Here is a 20645-nt window from a genome sequence, read left to right on the forward strand (position 1 = left end):
CCCCATGACTTCTTCCCTTCCCGCCGGCACTGCCGGCGACGACGCCCTGCGCCACCACTACCTGCGCATCGACGGCCAGCGTGTGCATTGCGTGTCCGCCGGCCACGGTGAACCGGTGCTGCTGATTCCCGGCTGGCCGCAGACCTGGTACGCCTGGCGCCATGTGCTGCACGCCTTGGCCGAGGCCGGCTTCGAAGCCATCGCCGTCGATCCGCCCGGCATCGGCGAATCCGATCGCCCCGCACACGGCTACGACACTGGCAGCGCCGCCGCCGTCCTGCACCAGACCATGCAGGCGCTGGGCCACGACCGCTACCAGGTGGTCGGCCATGACATCGGCATGTGGATCGCCTATGCGCTGGCCAGCGACCAGCCGCAGGCCGTGCGCCAACTGGCGGTCACCGAGGCGGTGATTCCGGGCCTGGCCCCGGAACCGGGCATATTCGCCGCACCGGCCGACAACATCTTCCTCTGGCATTTCATGTTCAACCAGGTCGCCGATCTTCCCGAAGCGCTGATCAGCGGCCGCGAGCGCGCCTACCTGGAATTCATGTTCGATCGCTGGTCGTACCGTCGCGATGCCGTCGCTGCCGATACCTACATCGCCGCCTACAGCCGTCCCGGCGCGCTGCGGGCTGGCTTCGCCTGGTACCGCGCGATTCCGGAAACGATCCGGCAGAACAAGCAGCGTGCGCAGCGTCGGCTAGCGATGCCGGTACTGGCGATCGGCGCCGAACATGCCACCGGCGATGCGCCGATGCTGACCCTGCTGCCACATGCCGACGACGTGCGCGGCAGCATCGTGCCGGGCTGCGGCCACTTCATCATGGAGGAAGCGCCGCAGGCGTTCCTGGCGCAGTTGCTGCCGTTCCTGCAGGAGGCACGCCATGCCGCTTGAAGCGGAACTGCAGCAGTTCGTCGACGCCGTTGCCGCGCATCCGCTGCCGGATGATCTGCGAGCGCTGCGCGCGATCAGCGAGAGCACACTGCCGCAACTGCAGGGAGCACCCCAAGCGGTCGCACACGTGATCGAACACACATTGACCACGCGCGACGGTCATGCCCTGGAGCTACGCCTGTACACACCGGATGGGCTGCCCGATGGACCGGCACCCGCCCTGCTGTTCGCCCATGGTGGTGGCTGGTTCCAGTGTTCGCTGGCGGTCTATGACGGCCCCTGCCGCGCCTTGGCCAATAGCAGTGGCTGGGTGATCGTCGCCGTCGGCTATCGGCTCGCGCCGGAACATCCCTTCCCGGTACCGCTGCACGACGTTGCCGATGCCTGGCAGTGGCTGCAGGCCAATGCCGGGCGTCTGGGACTGGACCCGCAACGGCTGGCGATCGGTGGCGACAGCGCTGGCGGCAATCTGGCCGCCGCATGCTGCCTGCTGCTGCGCGATCTCGGCCTGCCGCAGCCGCGCCACCAGCTGCTGCTGTACCCGGCACTGGATGCCAGCATGGGCAGCGACTCCTACCGCGAGTACGCCAATGGCTTCTACCTCAGCGCCGAGCTGATGCAACGCTGCTGGCAGGCCTACCTGGGCGATCTGGGCGACCTGGATGCGCCGCCGGCACTGGCCTCGCCGGCCCACGCCACGGATCTGCAGGGGCTGGCCCCCGCCTCGGTGCTCAGCTGCGAGCACGACCCGCTGCGTGACGAGGCCGAGCAGTACGCGCGGCGCCTGCAAGCTGCGGGCGTCGACTGCACGCTGGAAAGGCTGCCCGGAATGATCCATGCCTGCGTCCATCTTGGCGGAGTGGCTGCCTCCACCCGGGTGGCAGCGCAGCGCGCGGGCGTGCTGCTGCGCCGGGCGCTGTCCTGAAGGCCGGGGCGGCCGTAGACGCAACGTTACGGCCGTCCCGGCCCCGCGCTTGGCAAGCCCGGCGGGCAGCGCTACACTGAAGCCCTGCCGTGGGGCCATAGCTCAGCTGGGAGAGCGCGTCGTTCGCAATGACGAGGTCAGGAGTTCGATCCTCCTTGGCTCCACCACTATTCGGAAGAACCCGTAGATCCTGCGATCTACGGGTTTTTTCTTTTCAGTGGCCCGTTCAGGCGGGATCCTGCCCGCCATCCTTGCGCTTCGGGTCGCGCGAATGCGCATCGCGCACCTGCTGGTCGCGCTGCCCCGGCCGCTGCCTGGCCACATCGTCCTGCTTCTTGTCCTGGCGGCTTTCCTGCACTCCCTGCCTGGGGTCGCCCTGGTCTTTCTCGCGCTCGCTCATCCATCGCTCCTTCGCCGGCGGGACACCGACGCTACCCCTACCCTAGAGATCGCCGGGTAATCAGCAGGTCAGCCCTGCGCCAACAGCGCGTGCAGCCGCAAATGACTCCACTCAGGTGCGGGTAATCGACACCCCACCCTCCACGCGCATCGCGGTGCCGGTGACGAAGCTGCTTTCATCGCTGGCCAGGAACAGCGCCGCGTTGGCAATCTCCTCCGGCTCGGCCAGGCGCTTGAGCGCGTGCAGCGAGCGCACGAAGTCACGCGCGTCGCCACTGGGCGCAGCCTGGCGGCCCATCTCGGTATCGGTGCCACCGGGCAGCAGCACGTTGCTGCGCACGCCACGGGCCCCATATTCGGCGGCGATCACCTGGCTCAGACCGATCAGCCCGGCCTTGCTCGACGCATAGGCCGCCATGCCCGGGAAGCCCACGGTATGGCCGACGAAGGTGCCGACGAACACCAGCGAGCCGCCGCCACGTGCCAGCAATGCCGGCAGCTGCGCGCGAGCAGCATGGAAGGCGGCATCCAGGTTGGTCGCCATCACCTCGCGCCAGGCATCCACCGGGAATTCCGCGGCCGGTACACCGGGGCCGAGCATGCCGGCATTGTTGAGGGCGATGTCCAGGCCGCCGAATGAGTGCCGGGCCAGATCGACCAGCGCCTGCGCGGTGTCAGGGTCGGCCACGTCGGCGGCATGCACCACCACCTCGCCCCCCGCAGCACGGATCTGCTCGGCCAGCGACTGCAGCGGTTCCAGCCGCCGCGCGTTGAGCACCAGTTTCGCGCCTTCGGCGGCGAACCGCAGCGCGCTGGAGCGGCCAATGCCGGCGCTGGCACCGGTGATGAGAGCGATCTTGTTGTTCAGGCGCATGGTCGTGGTACCGGTTGTGAAGTGGCCGCCACGATGCCGCGCCTTCGGCCCGCCAACACTCCGTTTCCGGGCTTCGTCGATCGGTGCAGGAAACGGAGTTTCCGCAGAACCGGCACATGCCAGAATCTGGTCATGGACAGCACCGCCACTACCGCCCTCGACGCCCGCGTCGAACGGGTCTGCCGCCACCTGCAGGCCAGCCTCGACGAACCCTCGCTGCAGGAACTGGCCGGCATTGCCGGCTGCAGCCCGACGCGCCTGCATCGCCTGTTCAAGCAGGCCACCGGGCTGACCCCCAAGCAGTACGCCGCCGCGCTGCGCGCCGACCGCCTGCGCACCGGGTTGGAGCAACAGGAGCGCATCACCGATGCCTTCCACGACGCCGGCTTTGGTTCCAGCGGGCGCTTCTACGAGAACGCCCCGCGCCTGCTGGGCATGACCCCGAAGCAGTGGCGCTCAGGTGGTCGCGGCGAAGTCATCCACTTCGCGCTTGCCGAAAGCTCGCTGGGCAGCGTGCTGGTGGCCAGCAGCGGGACCGGCGTGGTCGCAATCCTGCTCGGCGACGATCCGGAGACACTGCTGCAGTCGCTGCAGCAGCGTTTCCGCCAGGCCGAACTGGTCGGCGCCGACAGCGGCTATGAACAACTGGTGGCGCAGGTGGTGGGCCTGGTCGAGGACCCCACGCGTGGCACCACGCTGCCGCTGGATATCCGCGGCACCGCGTTCCAGCAGCGGGTCTGGCAGGCGCTGCAGCAGATTCCACGCGGGCAGACCGCGTCGTATGCCGACATCGCCGCGCGCATCGGCGCACCGCGCTCAAGCCGCGCAGTGGCCAGGGCCTGTGCAAGCAATCCACTGGCGGTGGCGGTGCCCTGCCACCGCGTGGTGCGCCGCGATGGCGACCTGTCCGGTTACGCCTGGGGCGTCGCGCGCAAGCGCGAACTGCTGCGCCGGGAAAAGGCCTCGACTGCCTGACGTGGGTGCCGACCCTGGTCGGCACGCCCTGTGACAGCGCCGGACCATGCCCGGCGAACACTCAATCCAGCTTCACCACCAGCTTGCCGAAGTTGCGCCCCTTCAGCAGTCCGAAGAACGCTTCCGGCGCATTCTCCAGTCCATCCACCACATCCTCACGGTACTGGATACGGCCCTCGCGCAGCCATTGCGGCATCTCGCGTTCGAAGTCCGGCCACAGGTGATTGAAGTCGTGCACGATGAAACCCCGCACGATCAGGCGCTGGCGCAGGATCTGGCTGAACAGTGCCGGCAGCCGGTCCGGGCCGGGTTGCTCGATGCCGCGATCGTTATAGGTGGCGATGGTGCCGCACACCGGAATGCGGGCGAAGTCATTGAGCAGCGGCAGTACCGCATCCAGCACATGCCCGCCCACATTCTCGAAGTACACGTCGATACCCGCGGGCACCGCCGCGCGCAGCTGCGCGGCGAAATCAGCGGCGCGATGATCCAGCGCCACGTCCACGCCCAGCGTCTGCAGATAGGCGCGCTTGGCTTCGCCGCCGGCAATGGCGACCACGCGCGCGCCCTGCAGCTTGGCCAGCTGGGCGACGGTTGCGCCCACCGGCCCGGTTGCGGCAGCGACCACCAGCGTCTCACCCGGTTTCAGCCGGGCGATTTCATGCAGGCTGGAATACGCAGTGAACCCCGGCATGCCGTACACGCCCAGCGCCGTGCTCAACGGCAACCCGGCCGGATCGAGGCGACGCCCGAGTGCCCTGGCCGGCAGCACCGCGTGGGTCTGCCAGCCACCCGGCGCCAGCACCAGCTCACCTGTGGCTACGCCCTCGGCGTTGGACTGCAGCACCTCCGCCACAGTCTGGCCTTCCATCACCGCACCCACCGCCACCGGCGCCGCGTACGAAGGACCCTCGTCCATGCGTCCACGCATGTACGGGTCCAGCGACAGGTAGCGATTGCGCAGCAGCACCTCTCCTTCCGCCAATGCCGGCAGTGCGGCCTGCTCCAGGCGGAAGTTCGCCGCGCTCGGTGCGCCCTGCGGACGCGAGGCCAGCACGATGCGGGACGTGGTTGGGGAATCGGACATGGCGGCGGTCTCTGCTGTGGCCAGCATCGGGAAAGGACTGCCGACACTACGCCGCAGCGACCGCCCGTGGCGGCCACGAAAACAGCGTTCCATTGCCCGGACCCGTGCGCGTCCGGCGCACCCCTTGTCCTTGCAGCTTTAGCGATCGCGGCGACCTGCTGAATTCCACCGCAGGCGATGATCGATTGGCCCGCCCCGCCCCCACAACGGAGGATCAAGCACTTGCGCGCGCGCAGACGGCAATGTGAAGAATTCTTGGCAAAACCCTTGCCGAAGACAACCGACCTCCGTATTATACGCCTCCTTGGCAGCGACCTCGCTGCAACGAAACATGTGGCCGAGTAGCTCAGTTGGTAGAGCAGGGGATTGAAAATCCCCGTGTCGGCGGTTCGATTCCGTCTTCGGCCACCACTTTCGAAGGCCTGCAGAAATGCAGGTCTTTTTTTCCGGAAATCGCAGGTGATCGCGATTGCCACACAATTTGGCCGAGTAGCTCAGTTGGTAGAGCAGGGGATTGAAAATCCCCGTGTCGGCGGTTCGATTCCGTCTTCGGCCACCATTTTCAGAGACCTGCAGAAATGCAGGTCTTTTTTTGTCTTCGATTTCCTTCCATGCAACGTGCCCGCATGGGGACGCCAGCGCTGGATTGACGAAACATTTACACCGGCACCTGCCGCGCCACCTACGCTCCAGACTCCTGCCTGGAGCCTGTCGATGCACCTGCGCCCCGCCCTGCTCGCTTGCCTGCTGCTGGCCGCCGCCCCTGCGCTCGCCGTCGAGCCGGTGCGCGCGGTCGATACCCTGGACATCGATCGCTATGCCGGCCAATGGCACGAGATCGCGCACCTGCCGGTCTCGTTCCAGAAGCAATGCGTCGGCGAGATCACCGCCAACTACGGGCTGCGCCGCGACGGCCGGATCAGCGTCACCAATGCCTGCCGCAACGGCGAAGGCGAGCGCGTGGTTGCCGAAGGCGTGGCGCGCCCGGTACCCGGCCACCCCGGCCAACTGCAGGTGCGCTTCGTGCCGGACTGGCTGAGCTGGGTACCGCTGGTCTGGGCCGATTACTGGGTGCTGGCGCTGGACCCGGACTACCAGTGGGCCCTGGTCGGCGAACCCGGTCGCAAATACCTATGGATTCTCTCGCGCGTGCCGGAAATGGAGCGCGCGCGGTTCGAACAGCTCAAGGCAACGGCCGAATCCATGGGCTACGACCTCGGCCCGCTGCGCCAGATGGCACCGCTGCGCGAACCGCCTGCCGATTGAACCGCGGCGCGAGCCGCGCACCCGACGTGGACGATCCGGCGCCGCGCACGCCCGGCCGCCATCTTCACGCGCTACCCTCTGCGGCGGGTCGTCACCGGCGATCCAAACAACCATACGCCGTAGTATGCTTATCCCAACGCACCCCCTCCAGAGGACTTGCGCCCATGCTCCACCGTTTCCGTATCGCCTTGATCGTTCTGTGCACCCTCGCCCTTGTTGCCTGCAACAACGGCATCGTCAAGCGTGTTTCGGAACCGGCGGCCAGCCTGCAGCAACTGACCGTGCGCGCCGATGGCAACTGGACCGTGGCCCTGCGCCTGCAGAACTTCAGCTCGATGCCGATGACCTTCGATGACGTTTCGCTGGCACTGACCGTTGGCGACAGCGAAGCCGGCACCCTGCAGGCCAGGCCGGGCATTTCCATCGGCGGCACCTCGGCCGACGTCATCAATGTCGACCTTGTGCCCAGCTCGGCCGCGCGCCTGATCGTGGCCGACGCGCTGGCCGGCAACCGCACCCTGGCCTACGGCCTGAAGGGAACGGTGGCCGCCACGCCGCAGGAAAAGAAGCAGCGCAGCTTCGACATCAGCAGCCGCAGCACCCTCAACCAGGCCCCCGGCCTGCCCGGCGTGCTGCGCTGAATCCCCGCTTCCGCCGCGGCGCCCGGCGCCGCTCCCCTGCCCCTGATCAAATCGAGACGTACCGATGAGCAGCTACACCGCCCCGCTTTCCGACCTCCGTTTCGCCCTGCACGACGTGCTCAAGGTCGAACCCCTGTTCGCCCGCCTGGGCTTCACCGACGCCACCGCCGACGTGGTCGATGCCGTGCTGGAAGAAGCCGGGCGCTTCAGCGCCACCGTGCTGGCCCCGCTCAACAGCGTGGGTGACGAGATCGGCTGCGTGCTCGACCAGGCCACCGGTGAGGTGACCACGCCGCCCGGCTTCAAGCAGGCCTACGACCAGTTCGTCGATGGCGGCTGGACCGGCCTGACCGCTTCGCCGGACCTGGGTGGCCAGGGCCTGCCGCATACCCTGGGCGTACCGCTCAACGAAATGATCAACGCCGCCAACCTGGCATGGGGCAACTTCCCGCTGCTCTCGCACGGCGCCATCGAAGCACTGAAGCAGCATGGCGAAGCGTGGCAGCACGAGGCCTTCCTCAAGCCGCTGATCGAAGGCCGCTGGACCGGCACCATGTGCCTGACCGAACCGCATTGCGGCACCGACCTGGGCCTGCTCAAGACCAAGGCCGAACCGAACGCCGACGGCAGCTACGCCATCACCGGCACCAAGATCTTCATCACCGCCGGCGAGCACGACCTGACCGGCAACATCGTGCACCTGGTGCTGGCCAAGCTGCCCGACGCCCCTCCGGGCGCCAAGGGCATCTCGCTGTTCGTCACCCCCAAGTTCAAGGTCGACCGCGACGGCAACGTCGGCGAGCGCAACGCGCTGCGCTGCGGCTCGATCGAGCACAAGATGGGCATCAAGGGCTCGGTCACCTGCGTGATGAACTTCGATGGCGCGCAGGGCTATCTGGTCGGCCAGCCGCACAAGGGCCTACAGGCAATGTTCACCATGATGAACACCGCACGCCTGGGCGTCGGCCTGCAGGGCATCGGCCTGTCCGAGCGCGCCTACCAGAACGCGCTGAAGTACAGCCGTGAGCGCCTGCAGTCGCGTGCGCTCAGTGGTGCCAAGTTCCCGGACAAGCCGGCCGATCCGATCCTGGTCCACCCGGATGTGCGCCGCATGCTGCTGACGGTGAAGTCGCTGGTCGAAGGCAGCCGCCTGCTGGCCCTGCACGCGGCCACCCTGATCGACGTGGCCCACCACGCCGAAGACGCCGCCGAGCGCGAGCGCGCCGACACCCTGGTGAGTTTCCTCACGCCCATCTCGAAGGCCTGCCAGACCGAATGGGGCATCGAGAACACCTACAACGCCCTGCAGTGCTTCGGTGGCCACGGCTACATCCGCGAACACGGCATGGAACAGCTGGCCCGCGATGCGCGCATCACCACGCTGTACGAAGGCACCACCGGCATCCAGGCACTGGACCTGATCGGGCGCAAGACCGCGTCCAGCCAGGGCGCCGGCCTGAAGCTGATGCTGGCCGAGATCGAAGCGTTCGCCAAGGAACATGAAGGCAACGAGGCGCTGGCCGAGTTCATCGGCCCGCTGCGCGCCAAGGCCGCCGAGTGGGGCGCGCTGACGATGGACGTGCTGAAGCGCGCAGCCGCCAACCCGGACGAACTGGGTGCGGCCAGCTACGACTACCTGTTCTATTCGGGTTACGTGGTGCTGGCCTACTGGTGGGCCCGCAGCGTGGCCGCCGCCGATGCCAGCGCGCACGGCGCCGCCTTCGCCCAGGGCAAGCGCGAGACCGCTCGGTTCTACTTCGCCCGGGTGCTGCCGCGCACGCTCAGCCACGCTGCCGCCATCCAGGCCGGCGCCGCCCCGCTGATGGCGATGGACGACGAGCGCTTCGGCGCCTGAGCCCATCCCACCAGTAGATCCACGCCATGCGTGGATGAGGGGTCTGAGACCTTTCCTGCGGAAATGGATCCGACCGCGACCTGGCGACCCTCGATCATCTCTCTGGAGAAAAGCCCCCTTTTGTTAAAGGGGGCGCGCCGACAGGCGCGGGGATTAGGAAGAATGCGCGGGCAACCCAGCGCGCCAACGGCGGGCTGGGTTGCTAAAGGGGGCGCGCCAACGGCGCGGGGATTAGGAGGAATGCGCGGACCTGAATTGTTGCGTTTTGGGTATCGCCCAAGTGGCGATACCCAAAACGCAACAATTCAGGTATAAGCTGTTCTCCCGATGGAGACAGACACTACACGCTTGGGTCTGATCGAAGCCGGAGCTCCGATTTCTGCTCCGGGCGCCGAGGCATCGCCCAACGTCACCCCGCTGCATCGCCCCGGTTCGGTCCGGCTGCTCTCGCTGGATGCCCACGGACGCGTACTGGACTGGATCACCTGGCAGGATGCGGCCTGCCTCTACGCCCGTGAAGCCGTAGCCTGGACGCTGGGCGATCCCTGCCTGCACATCCACGGCGGCACCAACCGCTTCAGCGGCCTGCAGAGCGGCATGGACCTGCACCCGATCATCGCCGCCCGCGGCCACGCCCGCTCCCGCGCGATCGACCCCACGCCGAACCTGACCAACCCGGCCCTGTTCGCCCGCGATGCGCACCTGTGCATGTACTGCGGCCAGCAGTTCAACCGCCCTACCCTCACCCGCGACCACGTCATGCCGCTGTCCAAGGGTGGCCTGGACTGCTGGGAAAACGTGGTCACCGCCTGCTTCCACTGCAACTCGCGCAAGAGCGACCGCACCCCGCAGCAGGCGGGAATGCCCCTGCTGGCCGTGCCCTACCGGCCCAGCTGGATCGAGCACCTGATCCTGTCCAACCGCAACATCCTGGCCGACCAGATGGCCTTCCTGAAGGCGCAATTGCCGAAGCGATCGAAACTGAGCACCTGAACGGCCGAAAATGCAACCCTCACCGTCCTGTCACGGGCGGCGGCGTTTGCTTGCCCCACCCCCGTTTGAGGGCGAAAATGGGCGTTCAGAAAAAGTGCGAACACGATGATCGACTCTGCCCGCTATCCCCGCCTCGCGCGCATCCAGACACCGGATGACCTGCGCACGTTCGACGAATCCGAATTGACGGCGGTCGCCGACGAGCTGCGCGCCTACCTGATCGAATCGGTCGGCAAGAGCGGCGGCCATTTCGCTGCCGGCCTGGGCGTGATCGAACTCACCGTGGCCCTGCACTACCTGTACCAGACGCCGCAGGACCAGCTGGTCTGGGACGTCGGTCACCAGACCTACCCGCACAAGATCCTCACCGGGCGCCGCGACGAGATCCACACCGTCAAGCAGAAGGACGGCGTCGCGCCGTTCCCGAAGCGCGAAGAGAGCGAATACGACACCTTCGGCGTCGGCCACTCCTCGACCTCGATCTCGGCCGCGCTCGGCATGGCCATCGCCCGCCAGTCCGAAGGCGACGACCGCAAGGTCGTGGCGGTGATCGGTGACGGCGCGATGACCGCCGGCATGGCCTTCGAGGCGCTGATGCACGCTGGCGGCATGGAACCGGAGCCGAACCTGCTGGTGATCCTCAACGACAACAACATGTCGATCTCCGAGGCGGTCGGCGGCCTGACCAAGATGCTCGGCCGCGCCACCGGCAGCCGCACGCTCAACGCACTGCGCGAAGGCGGCAAGAAGATCCTCGGCGACAAGAAGAACAACCCGGCCCGCTTCGTGAAGCGCTGGGAAGAGCACTGGAAAGGCATGTTCGTGCCGTCCACGATGTTCGAGGAAATGGGCTTCCACTACACCGGCCCGATCGATGGCCATGACATGCCGGCGCTGCTGTCCACGCTGAAGACGCTGCGCGCCTCCAAGGGCCCGAAGCTGCTGCACGTGATGACCACCAAGGGCAAGGGCTACGAGCCGGCCGAGGGCGACCAGATCGGTTACCACGCGGTCGGCCCGTTCGATCCGGACAAGGGCTTGGTGGCCAAGACCGGTGCCAGGAAGCCGACCTACACCGACGTGTTCAGCGACTGGCTGTGCGACGCCGCCGCCGCCGAGCCGCGCCTGTTCGGCATCACCCCGGCGATGCGCGAAGGCTCGGGCCTGGTGCGCTTCAGCAAGGAATACCCGCAGCGCTATTTCGACGTGGCCATCGCCGAACAGCACGCGGTCACTCTCGCTGCCGGCATGGCCACCCAGGGCGGCAAGCCGGTGGTGGCGATCTATTCGACCTTCCTGCAGCGCGCGTACGACCAGCTGGTGCATGACGTGGCGATCCAGGACCTGGACGTGCTGTTCGCGATCGACCGCGCCGGCGTGGTCGGCCCGGATGGCGCGACCCATGCCGGCAACCTCGACCTGAGCTTCCTGCGCTGCGTGCCGAACCTGGTGGTGATGGCGCCGTCCAACGAAGCCGAATGCCGGCAGATGCTCAGCACCGGCCTGCAGCATCCGGGCCCGGCCGCGGTGCGCTATCCGCGCGGTACCGGCACCGGCGTTGCCGCCGGTACCGACCTGTCCACGCTGCCGATCGGCAAGGGCGAGCTGCGCCTGCAGGGCAGCCGTATCGCCCTGCTCGCCTTCGGCAGCACCGTGGCCGCCGCCGAACAGGTCGGCCGCGACCTGGGCCTGAGCGTGGTCAACATGCGCTTCATCAAGCCGCTGGACCGCGAACTGGTACTGGCCATGGCCGCCGGGCACGAAGGCCTGGTGACGATCGAGGACAACGTGGTGGCCGGCGGCGCCGGTTCCGGCGTTGGCGAACTGCTCAATGCCGAAGGCGTGCTGCGCCCGATCCTGCACCTCGGCCTGCCCGACAGCTACCAGCACCACGCCAGCCGTGAGGACCTGCTGGCCGAAGCCGGCATCGACGCGGCGGGCATCCGCGCTGCCGTGCTGAAGCGCTGGCCCGAGCTGGCCGTGGGCAGCGCGCCGCTCAGCGCGGCAGGCTGAGGCCGCTGCAGGCCCGGTGGATCCACGCATGGCGTGGATCTACAGGGGAACGGAGACCGATCCACGCCCTGCGTGGATGACGCGCCGGCAAAATGATCTGGCGCGCCGCGCGCTCAGCCGTAGCTGACCGCTTCCACGAAGGCGCCACTGGCCTCCACGCGCACGGCTGCGCGCTGCCCGGTGTCGACGAAGTGCAGGCGTGCGAGGGTTTCCGCAAAATCGAAGGCGCGGGCACCATCGCGGAAATCGATCGGCTCCGGCCGATCCGGGTGCAGCACGCGCCACTGGCGCTGCTCGCATTGCAGGCGGATCAACATGCGGCTCACTCCTTGAGACAGCGTATCGACGGGGGCGGGACAGGCATGCCGATTGCGGCGCGCATTGTCGCGACGAATCAGGAGCACGCGGAGGTGCCCCTGATCGCAGACGATACGACGTTCAAAATGTGAGCTGTATCAGATTATTCTGATTTTCGAGAGGAACGCTCAATTCACCTGGAACTGGGCACGGCAGCCGTCGCTCACCCAGATGCCACGGCGATCCCAACCCCAGGTCTGGCCTTCAATGCACGCGCTGCGCGAATCCTGGCGGACCAGGCGCACGCCACGGCGGATACGCGCATCGCAGTATTCCTGGCGATGCCCATTGGAATGGCAGGTGATCACTTCACCGCCACCCCAACCATTGCCATTGTTGCCCCAGCCGTTGCCTCGGCCGCCACCCCAGCCGCCCCGCCGGTACTCGCCGACGAACTCCGCACGGCAGCCCTGGGTGACCCATACACCGTTGCGCGATTGGCCCCAGGTCTCGCCTTCCACGCAGGGCGATCCGGACAGCTGGCGGATCATCCGCGCCCGGCCGTCCAGGCGGCACTCGTTGCTGCGGTTCTTGATCGATTCGCAGCGCACGATGCCGCCGCCCTCGCGGCCGCCGTAGCGGTCATCGTCATAGCCGTAGCCATAGCTCTGCGCCTGGGCGCCGCCTGCGGCCGCCAGCATTGGCAGCAGGGTGCAGGCCAGGGTGCGCCAGCTGAGTGCCTTGCCCATCGAGATCTCCAGATGAATACGATGGCGCAAGCATCCGGGATTCGCGGCGCGCCGCACAGTGGGAAACGTAACGGCAGTTTTTCCCCCATTCAAACAACCCAACCGGACCTGACTGGACCGACGTGGCCTCATGGACCGCCGTTCTCGGCCCCGCTGCCCATGCCACTGGCATTGCCCAGCCGTTCCTCGAACGCATAGGCGAACAGTTCGGCGTCATTGCTGATGCCCAGTTTCCTCATCGCGGAAATGCGTTGCCGGCTGATGGTACTGACCGTGCGCCGCAACTGCGCGGCGATCTCGGTGATCGAGGGCCCCGACACATACAGCCGCAGGACTTCCAGTTCCTTCGGTGACAGCACCGACAGCGATCGCTCGCGCCCGGCATCCTGCAGGCAGTGCGCCAATTCGGGGTCCAGGTAGATCCCTCCGCTCAACACCGTGTCGACCGCCCTGCGGATGCCATCCACGCCACTGCCCTTGCACACCAGCCCACGCACTCCGGTGCGCATGGCCATGTTCAAGGTGGTGGCATTGGTGACCATCGTGGCCAGGATCACCGGCACCTTGGGGTAATTGCGACGCAACGCCTGCAGCATCGCCTGGCCGTCCGAGCGGCCACCATCGGGCATCGAAAAATCAGTCACCACCAGATCCACCGGTTCTTCGGCCAGCACCGCCAGCAGGCTTTCCGCACATCGCGCCTCGGCCACCACACGATGGCGGCCACCGGCCTCGATCACGATGCGCGTGCCAAGCAGGACCAGTGGATGATCATCCGCAATGGCAATTCGAGTGAGCATGCTGATTACCCGTCAATAGTCACGCCGCAGTGCGCAGCGAAGACGCTAGTAATCATTCCAGGCCACGTCAACTTAACAATCACGCACTGCAATTGATGTCATCGCAGCAGCATCAACCGGCCAATTCCATTAGTTGCAGCGAACTGCATAAACACGAATGACGCTGCAATTTTCCCAATAGTTTCATTCCAGAAAACCGGGAGCGCCGCTTACATAGTCACCTCCGATCACTCGCTGCACTGGACACCCCATGGTCCGTTTCCGTCGTCGACCTTTTGAGGATCTGCAAGAGCCCTTTGCAGCAGAACCGCTGGCGCCGGCAGCCCTGCCAACGGCCGCATTACCGTTCGTACAGCAGTTGCGCCTGCACCTTGCAAGCGACGGCGCGCAGCAACGACGCCCGGCCCATGCCGCGATCATCCATGACGGCGCCACCGTGTGCTGGCTGGATGCCAGGAACGATCGGATGATGACCACTGCACCCGCGCCGATCACGCTGACGCTGCTGCAGAAGCTGCTGGGCGATGCGGACCCTGCGCTCAGCCTGGTGCCGGTGACGCAGGATGTGTTCGTGCAGCGTGCGACGGTATCCAGCAACATTCCACTGCGCCTGACGCTGTGGAACATCGCCCTGGCCACCGCCGGGCACGGCGCACCGATGTCGCCCCTGCACGAAGGAACAAAGCTGCGTCTTCGGCGCTGGCCGGACTTCCGCATCCTGGCACATCGTCCCGATCACTTCCGGCTGTGTGCGCTGCTGATCAAGCAGGGCGCATCCGTGCAGGCGTGCTGCGCCATCCTCGACCTGCCACGCCGAAGCGTGCAGTCATTCTTCAATGCGGCCTTCCTCACCGCCTACGCCTTTCCCGTCGTGGGCGAGGACGCGCCCGTGCGCCCCTCGCCCACCGACGGCCTCGTCAATCTGTGGCGACAACTTCGCATCCGCTGGAGTGCAGACCGTGCGTGAGCACAAGATCGTAGTGATGGGCCCCCTCGGCGCAGGCAAGTCCACCCTGGTGCAGACCCTGACCCGGGGCAAGGCCGTGGTGACCGAGGCCCGCAATACCGACCCCGCCGTGGGCAAGCAGTACACCACCGTGGCCATGGACTATGGCGACATCGACCTGCCCGGCGGTGACCGCCTGCGCCTGTATGGATCGCCCGGGCAGGAGCGCTTTTCATACATCTGGCCGATCCTGCTGGCCGGTGCCGAAGGTGCCATCGTCCTGATCGATGGCAGCGCCGGCGTGGACAGCACGCTGGCTGCGCAGCACCTGAGAGCCATCGCAGACAGCGCGCCGGGCATGCCGGTGGTCATCGGCTTCACCCGATGCGGCAGCACCGATGATCCGGTACAGCCGCACTGGCAGGACTGGTTGCAGGACCATGCACCGCATCTGCCGGCGCTGCCACTGGACCCACGCGACATGGCACAGGCCATCACCGCGATGGATCTGCTGATGAGCCAGATCGAATGCAACGCCATGGCGGTCACCCATGCATGACATCGACCGCACTTCGGCATTGGACGCGCTGGTACGCGACGTCACCGGCATCCAGGCCCTCGTCGTTGCCAGCACCGATGGTTTCGCACTGGCCCAGGCCGGCCCGCAGGGCCATGTCGCCGATCGCCTGGCCGCGATGACCAGCTCGATGCTCGGCCTGGCCAGTGCACTGGGCCGCGAACTGCACTTCGGTGAGCTCGACACGCTGATCCTCGATGCCGCCGACGGCAAGGTACTGATGCTCGCCATTCCCGGAAAGCAACCGCGCCTGCTGATGATCGCGTGCGACCACCGCTGTGTCATCGGCAACGTGCTCTGGCATGCCAAGCAGTGCGTGCGCGCCCTGGCCGACAGCCTGAACTGATGCATGCCTTTCTCACTGCTCAGACGGCTGTTCACCCCCTCACACCCGCAACGGACCACTGAAATGAATATCGCCATCAACAAATGCCTGGACACGCTCATGCAGATCAACGGCGCGCAAGCCGTTGCCCTGGTCGACTACGAAAGCGGCATGCTGCTGGGTGAAGCCGGCTCGGGCGTGGACATGGAACTGGCGGCCGCAGGCAACACCGAAGTGCTGCGCGCCAAAATGAAGACCGCCGAAGCACTGAACCTCAACGACAACATCGAAGACGTGCTGATCACGCTGGGACGTGCGTACCACGTGCTGCGCCCGGTGTCGGCCAAGAAGGGGCTGTTCTTCTACGTGGTACTGGACCGGCAGAAGGCCAATCTCGCCCTCGCACGGCGCATGGTGCTGGACGTGGAAAGTTCGCTGGCGCTGTAACACCCGGCAACGACAGACAGGGGATGGAAGCGCCGGGGCTGCTCTGGGGAGAGCGGCCCCGGCCTGCGAGTGCGCCCCGCACACCCCACTTGCCATCGGGAGTCCCTTGCATGCCAGCTGGATCGTCAGCACGTGCGGCACGCGATGTGTCACCGCGTTACCCGCCCTGGGCCGCGACGGGCATCACCGTCGCACTGGTCGCCGTCTACGCGATTCTGTTGCTTGCCCCCGCCATGGACGGCCATGCCAGCCGCGTGCGCTTGCGTGACGCGGCCAACGCGCTGGGCAACGCCATCACCACCGTCGAAGCCAGTTACGCCGCGGGCGATCTCACCTTGACCGACCAGCACCTGGGCTTGCCTGCCAGTGCCGCGTACTGCAGCCATCTGCGTGCCTCGCTGCCGGATACAGGACATGCCGTGCTGTCCTGCGAGCTGCGCGAAACGGCCGCCCTGCGCGGCAGTGTCAGGTGGTCGCGTACCGCTTCCGGCAAGTGGCGGTGCCATGCGCGCATTCCCGGCGTGCGTCCATTTCCGCTGCAATGCCCTGCGGAATGAAAGCGCGGCGTCTGATTATTTGTAAAAAGCAATTCAAGGCACCTGATCCATTCCATTTTACGAATTCTGGAATATCCACCTTGCGGCATGCGTGATTTTCTAGGGCTGCGCCACGAAGCATCTTTTCGCGGCCATTACCCATGAATCACCCACGTCACAGAGGATCATCATGAATACCGCATTCGTCCCAGTACCGCGCACAGGCATGCGCGCTTCCCGGCAGAAGGGTTTCTCTCTTATTGAACTCATGGTTGTGGTGGCGATCATCGGCATCCTGGCGATGATCGCGCTGCCGCAGTACCAGAAATTCTCGACCAAGTCGAAAGTCGCTGCGGCACTGGCCGAGCTGGCAAGCGGCAAGATTGGCGTTGAAGCGCTGCTGGCTGAGGGTTCAGACCTCAAGAATGTGGACGCAGTAGCACTGGGAATGCCGGGGTATTCCACCAAGAGGTGCTCGAGCTTCGATGTCAGCGTGAATGACGCTGGCGAGGGCAACCTCACCTGCAATCTGACGGACGACGCCAATTACGGCAAGAGCCAGACCCTGAGCCTGGAACGAGACCAGGAGGGTCGCTGGACGTGCTCAAGTTCGATCTATGAGCAGACCGTTCTGCCGGAAGCCTGCAAGGCCTAGACCTTTTGACGCAGGAGCAGGGGCAGCGCATAAGCGAATTGCGGCCCCTGCTTCTTCGCACGCCCGCGAATGACAGGAATCCATCATGGCGACCACCCCCGAATGCCGCAGCACATCGCCCGGCTCAACTCAACGCGGATTTTCACTCATCGAACTGATGGTTGTAGTAGCCATCATTGGCATCCTTGCCATGATCGCATTGCCGCAGTACCAGAAGTTCGCGACCAAGGCCAAATTCACTGCTGCCTTGGCAGAAATTGCGCCGGGCAAGGCAGGCTTCGAAGTCCTTCTCACAGAGGGGGGCGTCTCGCCAGGCATCCATTACTCAGATATTGGCATCCGCCTTTACACCAAACGCTGCGCCAGAATAGATATCAACCTGGACCCGTCCGATTACTCCCGTGCAGAGATCAGTTGCGCGCTGATGTATGGCGACCAGGACTCGGAAAGGCTGTCACTCAATCGTGATAGCGATGGAGCGTGGAGCTGCACCAGCAACGTCACCGACAAGAGCCTGCTGCCCAACGAATGCAAAACCTGATCATGGCGCCGCGCCATCCAGGTTTGGCGCGGCTTCCACCGCTGGAAGTCGACACGCATGTGATCAAGACCCGCCACAGACAGGCCCAACACACCCTTGCAGCCACCGGGCTGGGATCATCCAGCCACGGACGTCCTCGACCGTATGGATATATTCAACAAGCGGTTCGCAGAGCGCTCTCCAAGCGCCAAGATGCCCGCGCTTCGAACAGTCAATGAAGATCTGCTCGCTTCAGGCAACAGCATCCGTAATGGATCTGCGTTGCCAGACCCCACCCTCGTCATCGCCGATCCCAACCCCTGGGTCCGTCGTGAACTGGTGCGCAGCGTCCAGCCCCATCTGGATGGCAAGGCGCTGAGCGAAGCCCGCTCGCCCGCCGAGGTTCTGATGCAGATCGCCCACCCGCATTGCAAGGTGCTGGTCATCGATCCGTGCATGCCCACCGTAGGCCAGACCGATGGCATGCCGCTGCTGCGCCAGATCTGCTGCCTGCGCAGGGACCTGCTCATCCTGGTCCTGGCCCAGCAACCCCTGCGCCTGCTGCAGGATCGCGCCCTGCCAGCCCAGGTCGGGCATGTCTATGCGAAGACGGTCAACCCACTGTGGCTGTGCCGTTTCATCAACCAGGCACTGCGCGATGAATCGACTGGCGTTACACCACTGGCGCAGGATGCAGCCCGCTGACCGGCGCGACGGCGGCGGGCAGCGCCTCGAAATGCACGGCGTCCACGCTGTTGCCCAGCGCTTCCACGCGCACCGTGCTGCCCTGGCCAGTGCGTCGGTGGTGGGCGCTGGCCCGGCCAACCGCGGCATCGAAGGCGGCGGCGCCGCTGCTGAAGGCTTCGGCCACGCCGGCGGCGGGGTCCAGCAGCGACCACTGTGCGGCACTGCACTTGACGGTAATGACCATGGGAGGCTCCTTGTGGGGAAACGGCGCAGGGGCGCATGACCCTCTGCTGATGACGTCACCGTAGCCAGCCCATCAGCGCGGTCCTATCAGATAAGTACGAAAAAGCCGCGCCCGGGTGTCAGAACTCCACGCTCATCACATCCCTGAGCCTGTTTAGCCTGTTCATTCCGTGATCCTTGTCACGGAGTCGGTTCAGCTTCACACTACCGTCACTAACAGGGGCCCCTTCCACATGCGCACCTTCTTCTCGCAGCAGCGCGGGACGCTGCTCAAGTTCTATTTCGGGGCCAGCTATCTGGTGCTGATCGAAGAACTGATCCGCGCCGCCATGCATTGAGCGCTTGCTGGCAGCACGGCGCCAGCAGAAACTGTTGCTCCAAGGTATGGAGTTTGCCGATGAAAGCGCTTCTTCTGATTCCAGCGCTGCTGGTACTGTCCGCGTGCGCCAACCAGCATCAGGTGGCCGCCAGCGCCGATGCTGCGGCCAGCTCGCCGGCCACGCCGAGGGTCGGCGCTGATCGCGACGCCCACGGCTGCATCGGCTCGGCTGGCTACCAGTGGTGCGAACACAGCCAACGCTGCGAGCGGCCGTGGGAACTGGCACAGGCCCAGGGGTTGGCCAATACCGCCGAAGCGATCGATGCCTACTGCGCGAAGCCGGCCAGTCCGGCGCGCAAGTGAGCCGCGCGCACCATGGCTGAGCTCAGTCCGCTGCCCACTCTCGCACCCGGCCGCTACCGCCATTTCAAGGGCGGCGAGTACCAAGTGATCGACATCGTCCGCAGCAGCGAAACGCTGGAACCGCTGGTGCTGTATCGCGCGCTCTATGGCGAAGGTGGGCTGTGGGTGCGCCCCTACCCGATGTTCGTCGAGCAGGTACCGGGCGAACACGGCCCGCAGCCGCGCTTCGCGCGTATCGGCGATTGAATCCGCATTGCCGGCCACGGCCGGCAGTGGCTGCCCGGCGCCGGGCCTGCGCTACAATCGTACCGTCCAGTCGGTTTCTTCCCGCCATGTCCGCATCTTCCTCCCGTTCGCGCCGCAAGGCGCCCGACAGCGTGCGCCAGTCGCTGCTGCAGGCCACCATCGACGTGATCGCACGGCAGGGACTGGCCGCAGTGACCGTGCAGGACATCGCACAGGCGGCTGGCGTCAGCAAGGGCGCACTATTCCATCACTTCGCCAGCAAGCAGGCGCTGGTCGATGCCGCCATCGCCACGCTCATCGCTGAGTTCGAAGCGCAGGTACGTGGCCTGATGGCAGGCAGTGCGCACCACGGCTGCTTCAGCCGCGCCTATGTGCGCGCCAACTTCGACCACCTGCTGCAGCAGGAACGGGTGAACGACATCGGGCTGACCCTGGGCAACATGCTTGAACCTGCACTGCTTGCGCAGTGGGGCGCCTGGCTGCGGCGCATGCTGGCCGAGTTCCCGGAGGAAGCCGCCAATCCCCGCCTGTATGCGGCGCGCTGTGTCGCCGACGGCTACTGGGCCACCGCCTACGGCCGGCCGCTGGACGAGGAAGAACGCATCAATGCCCTGGCCATGGCCGAGCAGGCCCTGAAGCTGTGTGACCCTGTGTAAGCCGGAGCCTGCGATGAATCCCTACGTCTACCTCGCCGCCGCGATCGTGCTGGAAGTGATCGCCACGTCGCTGCTCAAGGCCTCCGACGGCATGAGCCGACTGCTGCCCACGCTCGGTGCGCTGGTCGGCTACGGGCTGTGCTTCTACCTGCTGTCGGTGACCATGAAATCGATACCGACCGGCATCGCTTATGCCATCTGGTCCGGCATCGGCATCGTGCTGATCTCGGTGATCGGGCTGGTGGTGTTCAAGCAGCGCCTGGATGCGCCGGCACTGATCGGCATCGGGCTGATCTGCGCCGGCGTGCTGGTGATCAACCTGTTCTCGCGCAGCAGCGCACACTGAGCACGCT

At 66.0% G+C, this 20645-nt stretch carries 27 protein-coding genes and 3 tRNA genes; 23 read left to right on the plus strand and 7 right to left on the minus strand.

Going from position 1 to position 20645, the window contains the following annotated elements:
- Window positions 1-4 precede the first annotated feature (4 nt).
- The 3 genes from K5L94_RS15425 to K5L94_RS15435 all read left to right on the plus strand — a co-directional run bounded on the left by K5L94_RS15425 (window position 5) and on the right by K5L94_RS15435 (window position 1990).
- Entirely contained in the window at window positions 5-898 is an 894-nt protein-coding gene (locus tag K5L94_RS15425; protein ID WP_053450345.1) for an alpha/beta fold hydrolase, read from the plus strand.
- Window positions 888-1823, plus strand: a complete 936-nt coding sequence (locus tag K5L94_RS15430) for an alpha/beta hydrolase (RefSeq protein WP_053450346.1) — start codon at window positions 888-890, stop codon at window positions 1821-1823. Before K5L94_RS15425 ends, K5L94_RS15430 begins: the two co-directional genes overlap by 11 nt.
- 91 nt (window positions 1824-1914) lie before the next feature.
- Window positions 1915-1990 (plus strand) — tRNA-Ala (locus K5L94_RS15435).
- A 59-nt stretch (window positions 1991-2049) separates the two neighbouring features.
- Here K5L94_RS15435 and K5L94_RS15440 read toward each other — a convergent pair.
- Together K5L94_RS15440 and K5L94_RS15445 are read right to left on the minus strand one after the other, a co-directional pair.
- Entirely contained in the window at window positions 2050-2223 is a 174-nt protein-coding gene (locus K5L94_RS15440; protein WP_195842667.1) for a hypothetical protein, read from the minus strand.
- Between the two features lie 111 nt (window positions 2224-2334).
- Window positions 2335-3096 (minus strand): SDR family oxidoreductase, encoded by a 762-nt coding sequence (locus tag K5L94_RS15445; RefSeq protein WP_053450347.1) that lies wholly within the window; start codon window positions 3094-3096, stop codon window positions 2335-2337.
- Window positions 3097-3228: 132 nt separating this feature from the next.
- Here K5L94_RS15445 and K5L94_RS15450 point away from each other — a divergent pair, with 132 nt between their 5' ends.
- Entirely contained in the window at window positions 3229-4071 is an 843-nt protein-coding gene (locus K5L94_RS15450) for a bifunctional transcriptional activator/DNA repair enzyme AdaA (protein WP_053450348.1), read from the plus strand.
- Between the two features lie 61 nt (window positions 4072-4132).
- On the opposite strand, the gene K5L94_RS15455 is transcribed toward K5L94_RS15450, so the two are convergent.
- A complete protein-coding gene (locus K5L94_RS15455; RefSeq protein WP_274510823.1) occupies window positions 4133-5158 on the minus strand; it encodes an NADP-dependent oxidoreductase in 1026 nt (341 codons plus the stop codon).
- A 335-nt stretch (window positions 5159-5493) separates the two neighbouring features.
- Between K5L94_RS15455 and K5L94_RS15460 the strand changes: the two genes are divergently transcribed.
- The 7 genes from K5L94_RS15460 to dxs all read left to right on the plus strand — a co-directional run bounded on the left by K5L94_RS15460 (window position 5494) and on the right by dxs (window position 11926).
- Window positions 5494-5569: transfer RNA gene (locus tag K5L94_RS15460), tRNA-Phe, on the plus strand.
- A 72-nt stretch (window positions 5570-5641) separates the two neighbouring features.
- A tRNA-Phe gene (locus tag K5L94_RS15465) sits at window positions 5642-5717 on the plus strand.
- 155 nt (window positions 5718-5872) lie between these two features.
- Window positions 5873-6424, plus strand: a complete 552-nt coding sequence (locus tag K5L94_RS15470) for a lipocalin family protein (RefSeq protein ID WP_164242568.1) — start codon at window positions 5873-5875, stop codon at window positions 6422-6424.
- A 164-nt stretch (window positions 6425-6588) separates the two neighbouring features.
- Complete coding sequence (locus K5L94_RS15475; protein ID WP_006457727.1) at window positions 6589-7065, plus strand: LEA/WHy family protein; 477 nt, start codon at window positions 6589-6591, stop codon at window positions 7063-7065.
- Between the two features lie 64 nt (window positions 7066-7129).
- The gene (locus tag K5L94_RS15480; RefSeq protein WP_274510824.1) at window positions 7130-8920 is read left to right on the plus strand and encodes an acyl-CoA dehydrogenase C-terminal domain-containing protein; all 1791 of its coding nucleotides are present in this window, start codon (window positions 7130-7132) and stop codon (window positions 8918-8920) included.
- Window positions 8921-9247: 327 nt separating this feature from the next.
- Window positions 9248-9913 carry an HNH endonuclease gene (locus K5L94_RS15485; RefSeq protein WP_006457729.1) on the plus strand — a complete coding sequence of 222 codons (666 nt, stop codon included), beginning with the start codon at window positions 9248-9250 and terminating at the stop codon, window positions 9911-9913.
- Window positions 9914-10018: 105 nt separating this feature from the next.
- Window positions 10019-11926: a 1-deoxy-D-xylulose-5-phosphate synthase gene (dxs, locus tag K5L94_RS15490; RefSeq protein WP_274510825.1), complete on the plus strand. Its 1908-nt coding sequence runs from the start codon at window positions 10019-10021 to the stop codon at window positions 11924-11926.
- A gap of 113 nt (window positions 11927-12039) precedes the next feature.
- On the opposite strand, the gene K5L94_RS15495 is transcribed toward dxs, so the two are convergent.
- From K5L94_RS15495 to K5L94_RS15505, 3 genes are all read right to left on the minus strand, one after another.
- Complete coding sequence (locus K5L94_RS15495) at window positions 12040-12243, minus strand: hypothetical protein (protein WP_005410416.1); 204 nt, start codon at window positions 12241-12243, stop codon at window positions 12040-12042.
- 168 nt (window positions 12244-12411) lie between these two features.
- Window positions 12412-12972: a DUF3011 domain-containing protein gene (locus K5L94_RS15500; RefSeq protein ID WP_053450354.1), complete on the minus strand. Its 561-nt coding sequence runs from the start codon at window positions 12970-12972 to the stop codon at window positions 12412-12414.
- 128 nt (window positions 12973-13100) lie between these two features.
- On the minus strand, window positions 13101-13772 hold the full coding sequence (locus K5L94_RS15505; protein ID WP_053450355.1) for a response regulator: 672 nt from the start codon (window positions 13770-13772) through the stop codon (window positions 13101-13103).
- Window positions 13773-14022: 250 nt separating this feature from the next.
- Between K5L94_RS15505 and K5L94_RS15510 the strand changes: the two genes are divergently transcribed.
- The 8 genes from K5L94_RS15510 (at window position 14023) to K5L94_RS15545 (ending at window position 18483) form a co-directional block, all read left to right on the plus strand.
- Window positions 14023-14739 (plus strand): hypothetical protein, encoded by a 717-nt coding sequence (locus K5L94_RS15510; RefSeq protein ID WP_053450356.1) that lies wholly within the window; start codon window positions 14023-14025, stop codon window positions 14737-14739.
- Window positions 14732-15277 carry a GTP-binding protein gene (locus K5L94_RS15515; protein ID WP_238581820.1) on the plus strand — a complete coding sequence of 182 codons (546 nt, stop codon included), beginning with the start codon at window positions 14732-14734 and terminating at the stop codon, window positions 15275-15277. The genes K5L94_RS15510 and K5L94_RS15515 overlap by 8 nt, the downstream gene beginning before the upstream one ends.
- On the plus strand, window positions 15270-15641 hold the full coding sequence (locus K5L94_RS15520; protein ID WP_053450357.1) for a roadblock/LC7 domain-containing protein: 372 nt from the start codon (window positions 15270-15272) through the stop codon (window positions 15639-15641). Before K5L94_RS15515 ends, K5L94_RS15520 begins: the two co-directional genes overlap by 8 nt.
- 63 nt (window positions 15642-15704) lie before the next feature.
- Entirely contained in the window at window positions 15705-16067 is a 363-nt protein-coding gene (locus K5L94_RS15525) for a hypothetical protein (protein ID WP_008266506.1), read from the plus strand.
- A gap of 110 nt (window positions 16068-16177) precedes the next feature.
- Entirely contained in the window at window positions 16178-16624 is a 447-nt protein-coding gene (locus K5L94_RS15530) for a pilin (protein ID WP_274510826.1), read from the plus strand.
- 169 nt (window positions 16625-16793) lie between these two features.
- The gene (locus K5L94_RS15535) at window positions 16794-17258 is read left to right on the plus strand and encodes a pilin (protein WP_274510827.1); all 465 of its coding nucleotides are present in this window, start codon (window positions 16794-16796) and stop codon (window positions 17256-17258) included.
- 85 nt (window positions 17259-17343) lie between these two features.
- Window positions 17344-17799 carry a pilin gene (locus K5L94_RS15540; RefSeq protein WP_274510828.1) on the plus strand — a complete coding sequence of 152 codons (456 nt, stop codon included), beginning with the start codon at window positions 17344-17346 and terminating at the stop codon, window positions 17797-17799.
- Window positions 17800-17895: 96 nt separating this feature from the next.
- Window positions 17896-18483, plus strand: coding sequence for a response regulator (locus K5L94_RS15545; protein WP_274510829.1), 588 nt, complete (start codon window positions 17896-17898; stop codon window positions 18481-18483).
- Here K5L94_RS15545 and K5L94_RS15550 read toward each other — a convergent pair.
- Complete coding sequence (locus tag K5L94_RS15550) at window positions 18452-18709, minus strand: hypothetical protein (protein ID WP_274510830.1); 258 nt, start codon at window positions 18707-18709, stop codon at window positions 18452-18454. The genes K5L94_RS15545 and K5L94_RS15550 overlap by 32 nt on opposite strands.
- A 396-nt stretch (window positions 18710-19105) precedes the next feature.
- Here K5L94_RS15550 and K5L94_RS15555 point away from each other — a divergent pair, with 396 nt between their 5' ends.
- From K5L94_RS15555 to K5L94_RS15570, 4 genes are all read left to right on the plus strand, one after another.
- Complete coding sequence (locus K5L94_RS15555) at window positions 19106-19390, plus strand: hypothetical protein (protein WP_274510831.1); 285 nt, start codon at window positions 19106-19108, stop codon at window positions 19388-19390.
- A 12-nt stretch (window positions 19391-19402) separates the two neighbouring features.
- Complete coding sequence (locus K5L94_RS15560; RefSeq protein WP_053450363.1) at window positions 19403-19636, plus strand: DUF1653 domain-containing protein; 234 nt, start codon at window positions 19403-19405, stop codon at window positions 19634-19636.
- 86 nt (window positions 19637-19722) lie between these two features.
- Window positions 19723-20292 carry a TetR/AcrR family transcriptional regulator gene (locus tag K5L94_RS15565; RefSeq protein ID WP_274510832.1) on the plus strand — a complete coding sequence of 190 codons (570 nt, stop codon included), beginning with the start codon at window positions 19723-19725 and terminating at the stop codon, window positions 20290-20292.
- Between the two features lie 13 nt (window positions 20293-20305).
- Window positions 20306-20638: an SMR family transporter gene (locus tag K5L94_RS15570; protein ID WP_006457753.1), complete on the plus strand. Its 333-nt coding sequence runs from the start codon at window positions 20306-20308 to the stop codon at window positions 20636-20638.
- Window positions 20639-20645 lie beyond the last annotated feature (7 nt).

This window comes from Stenotrophomonas forensis, assembly GCF_028752115.1.
Classification (GTDB): domain Bacteria; phylum Pseudomonadota; class Gammaproteobacteria; order Xanthomonadales; family Xanthomonadaceae; genus Stenotrophomonas; species Stenotrophomonas forensis.

Coding starts and splice junctions, on each gene's coding strand:
- K5L94_RS15480 (WP_274510824.1), top strand. CDS start 7,130: ATGAGCAGCTACACCGCCCCGCTTTCCGACCTCCGTTTCGCCCTGCAC.
- K5L94_RS15560 (WP_053450363.1), top strand. CDS start 19,403: ATGGCTGAGCTCAGTCCGCTGCCCACTCTCGCACCCGGCCGCTACCGC.
- K5L94_RS15430 (WP_053450346.1), top strand. CDS start 888: ATGCCGCTTGAAGCGGAACTGCAGCAGTTCGTCGACGCCGTTGCCGCG.
- K5L94_RS15485 (WP_006457729.1), top strand. CDS start 9,248: ATGGAGACAGACACTACACGCTTGGGTCTGATCGAAGCCGGAGCTCCG.
- K5L94_RS15520 (WP_053450357.1), top strand. CDS start 15,270: ATGCATGACATCGACCGCACTTCGGCATTGGACGCGCTGGTACGCGAC.
- K5L94_RS15455 (WP_274510823.1), bottom strand. CDS start 5,158: ATGTCCGATTCCCCAACCACGTCCCGCATCGTGCTGGCCTCGCGTCCG.
- K5L94_RS15470 (WP_164242568.1), top strand. CDS start 5,873: ATGCACCTGCGCCCCGCCCTGCTCGCTTGCCTGCTGCTGGCCGCCGCC.
- K5L94_RS15505 (WP_053450355.1), bottom strand. CDS start 13,772: ATGCTCACTCGAATTGCCATTGCGGATGATCATCCACTGGTCCTGCTT.
- K5L94_RS15565 (WP_274510832.1), top strand. CDS start 19,723: ATGTCCGCATCTTCCTCCCGTTCGCGCCGCAAGGCGCCCGACAGCGTG.
- K5L94_RS15445 (WP_053450347.1), bottom strand. CDS start 3,096: ATGCGCCTGAACAACAAGATCGCTCTCATCACCGGTGCCAGCGCCGGC.
- K5L94_RS15440 (WP_195842667.1), bottom strand. CDS start 2,223: ATGAGCGAGCGCGAGAAAGACCAGGGCGACCCCAGGCAGGGAGTGCAG.
- K5L94_RS15425 (WP_053450345.1), top strand. CDS start 5: ATGACTTCTTCCCTTCCCGCCGGCACTGCCGGCGACGACGCCCTGCGC.
- K5L94_RS15530 (WP_274510826.1), top strand. CDS start 16,178: ATGCCAGCTGGATCGTCAGCACGTGCGGCACGCGATGTGTCACCGCGT.
- K5L94_RS15570 (WP_006457753.1), top strand. CDS start 20,306: ATGAATCCCTACGTCTACCTCGCCGCCGCGATCGTGCTGGAAGTGATC.
- K5L94_RS15555 (WP_274510831.1), top strand. CDS start 19,106: ATGAAAGCGCTTCTTCTGATTCCAGCGCTGCTGGTACTGTCCGCGTGC.
- K5L94_RS15510 (WP_053450356.1), top strand. CDS start 14,023: ATGGTCCGTTTCCGTCGTCGACCTTTTGAGGATCTGCAAGAGCCCTTT.
- K5L94_RS15540 (WP_274510828.1), top strand. CDS start 17,344: ATGGCGACCACCCCCGAATGCCGCAGCACATCGCCCGGCTCAACTCAA.
- K5L94_RS15475 (WP_006457727.1), top strand. CDS start 6,589: ATGCTCCACCGTTTCCGTATCGCCTTGATCGTTCTGTGCACCCTCGCC.
- K5L94_RS15525 (WP_008266506.1), top strand. CDS start 15,705: ATGAATATCGCCATCAACAAATGCCTGGACACGCTCATGCAGATCAAC.
- K5L94_RS15495 (WP_005410416.1), bottom strand. CDS start 12,243: ATGTTGATCCGCCTGCAATGCGAGCAGCGCCAGTGGCGCGTGCTGCAC.
- K5L94_RS15535 (WP_274510827.1), top strand. CDS start 16,794: ATGAATACCGCATTCGTCCCAGTACCGCGCACAGGCATGCGCGCTTCC.
- K5L94_RS15500 (WP_053450354.1), bottom strand. CDS start 12,972: ATGGGCAAGGCACTCAGCTGGCGCACCCTGGCCTGCACCCTGCTGCCA.
- K5L94_RS15450 (WP_053450348.1), top strand. CDS start 3,229: ATGGACAGCACCGCCACTACCGCCCTCGACGCCCGCGTCGAACGGGTC.
- dxs (WP_274510825.1), top strand. CDS start 10,019: ATGATCGACTCTGCCCGCTATCCCCGCCTCGCGCGCATCCAGACACCG.
- K5L94_RS15550 (WP_274510830.1), bottom strand. CDS start 18,709: ATGGTCATTACCGTCAAGTGCAGTGCCGCACAGTGGTCGCTGCTGGAC.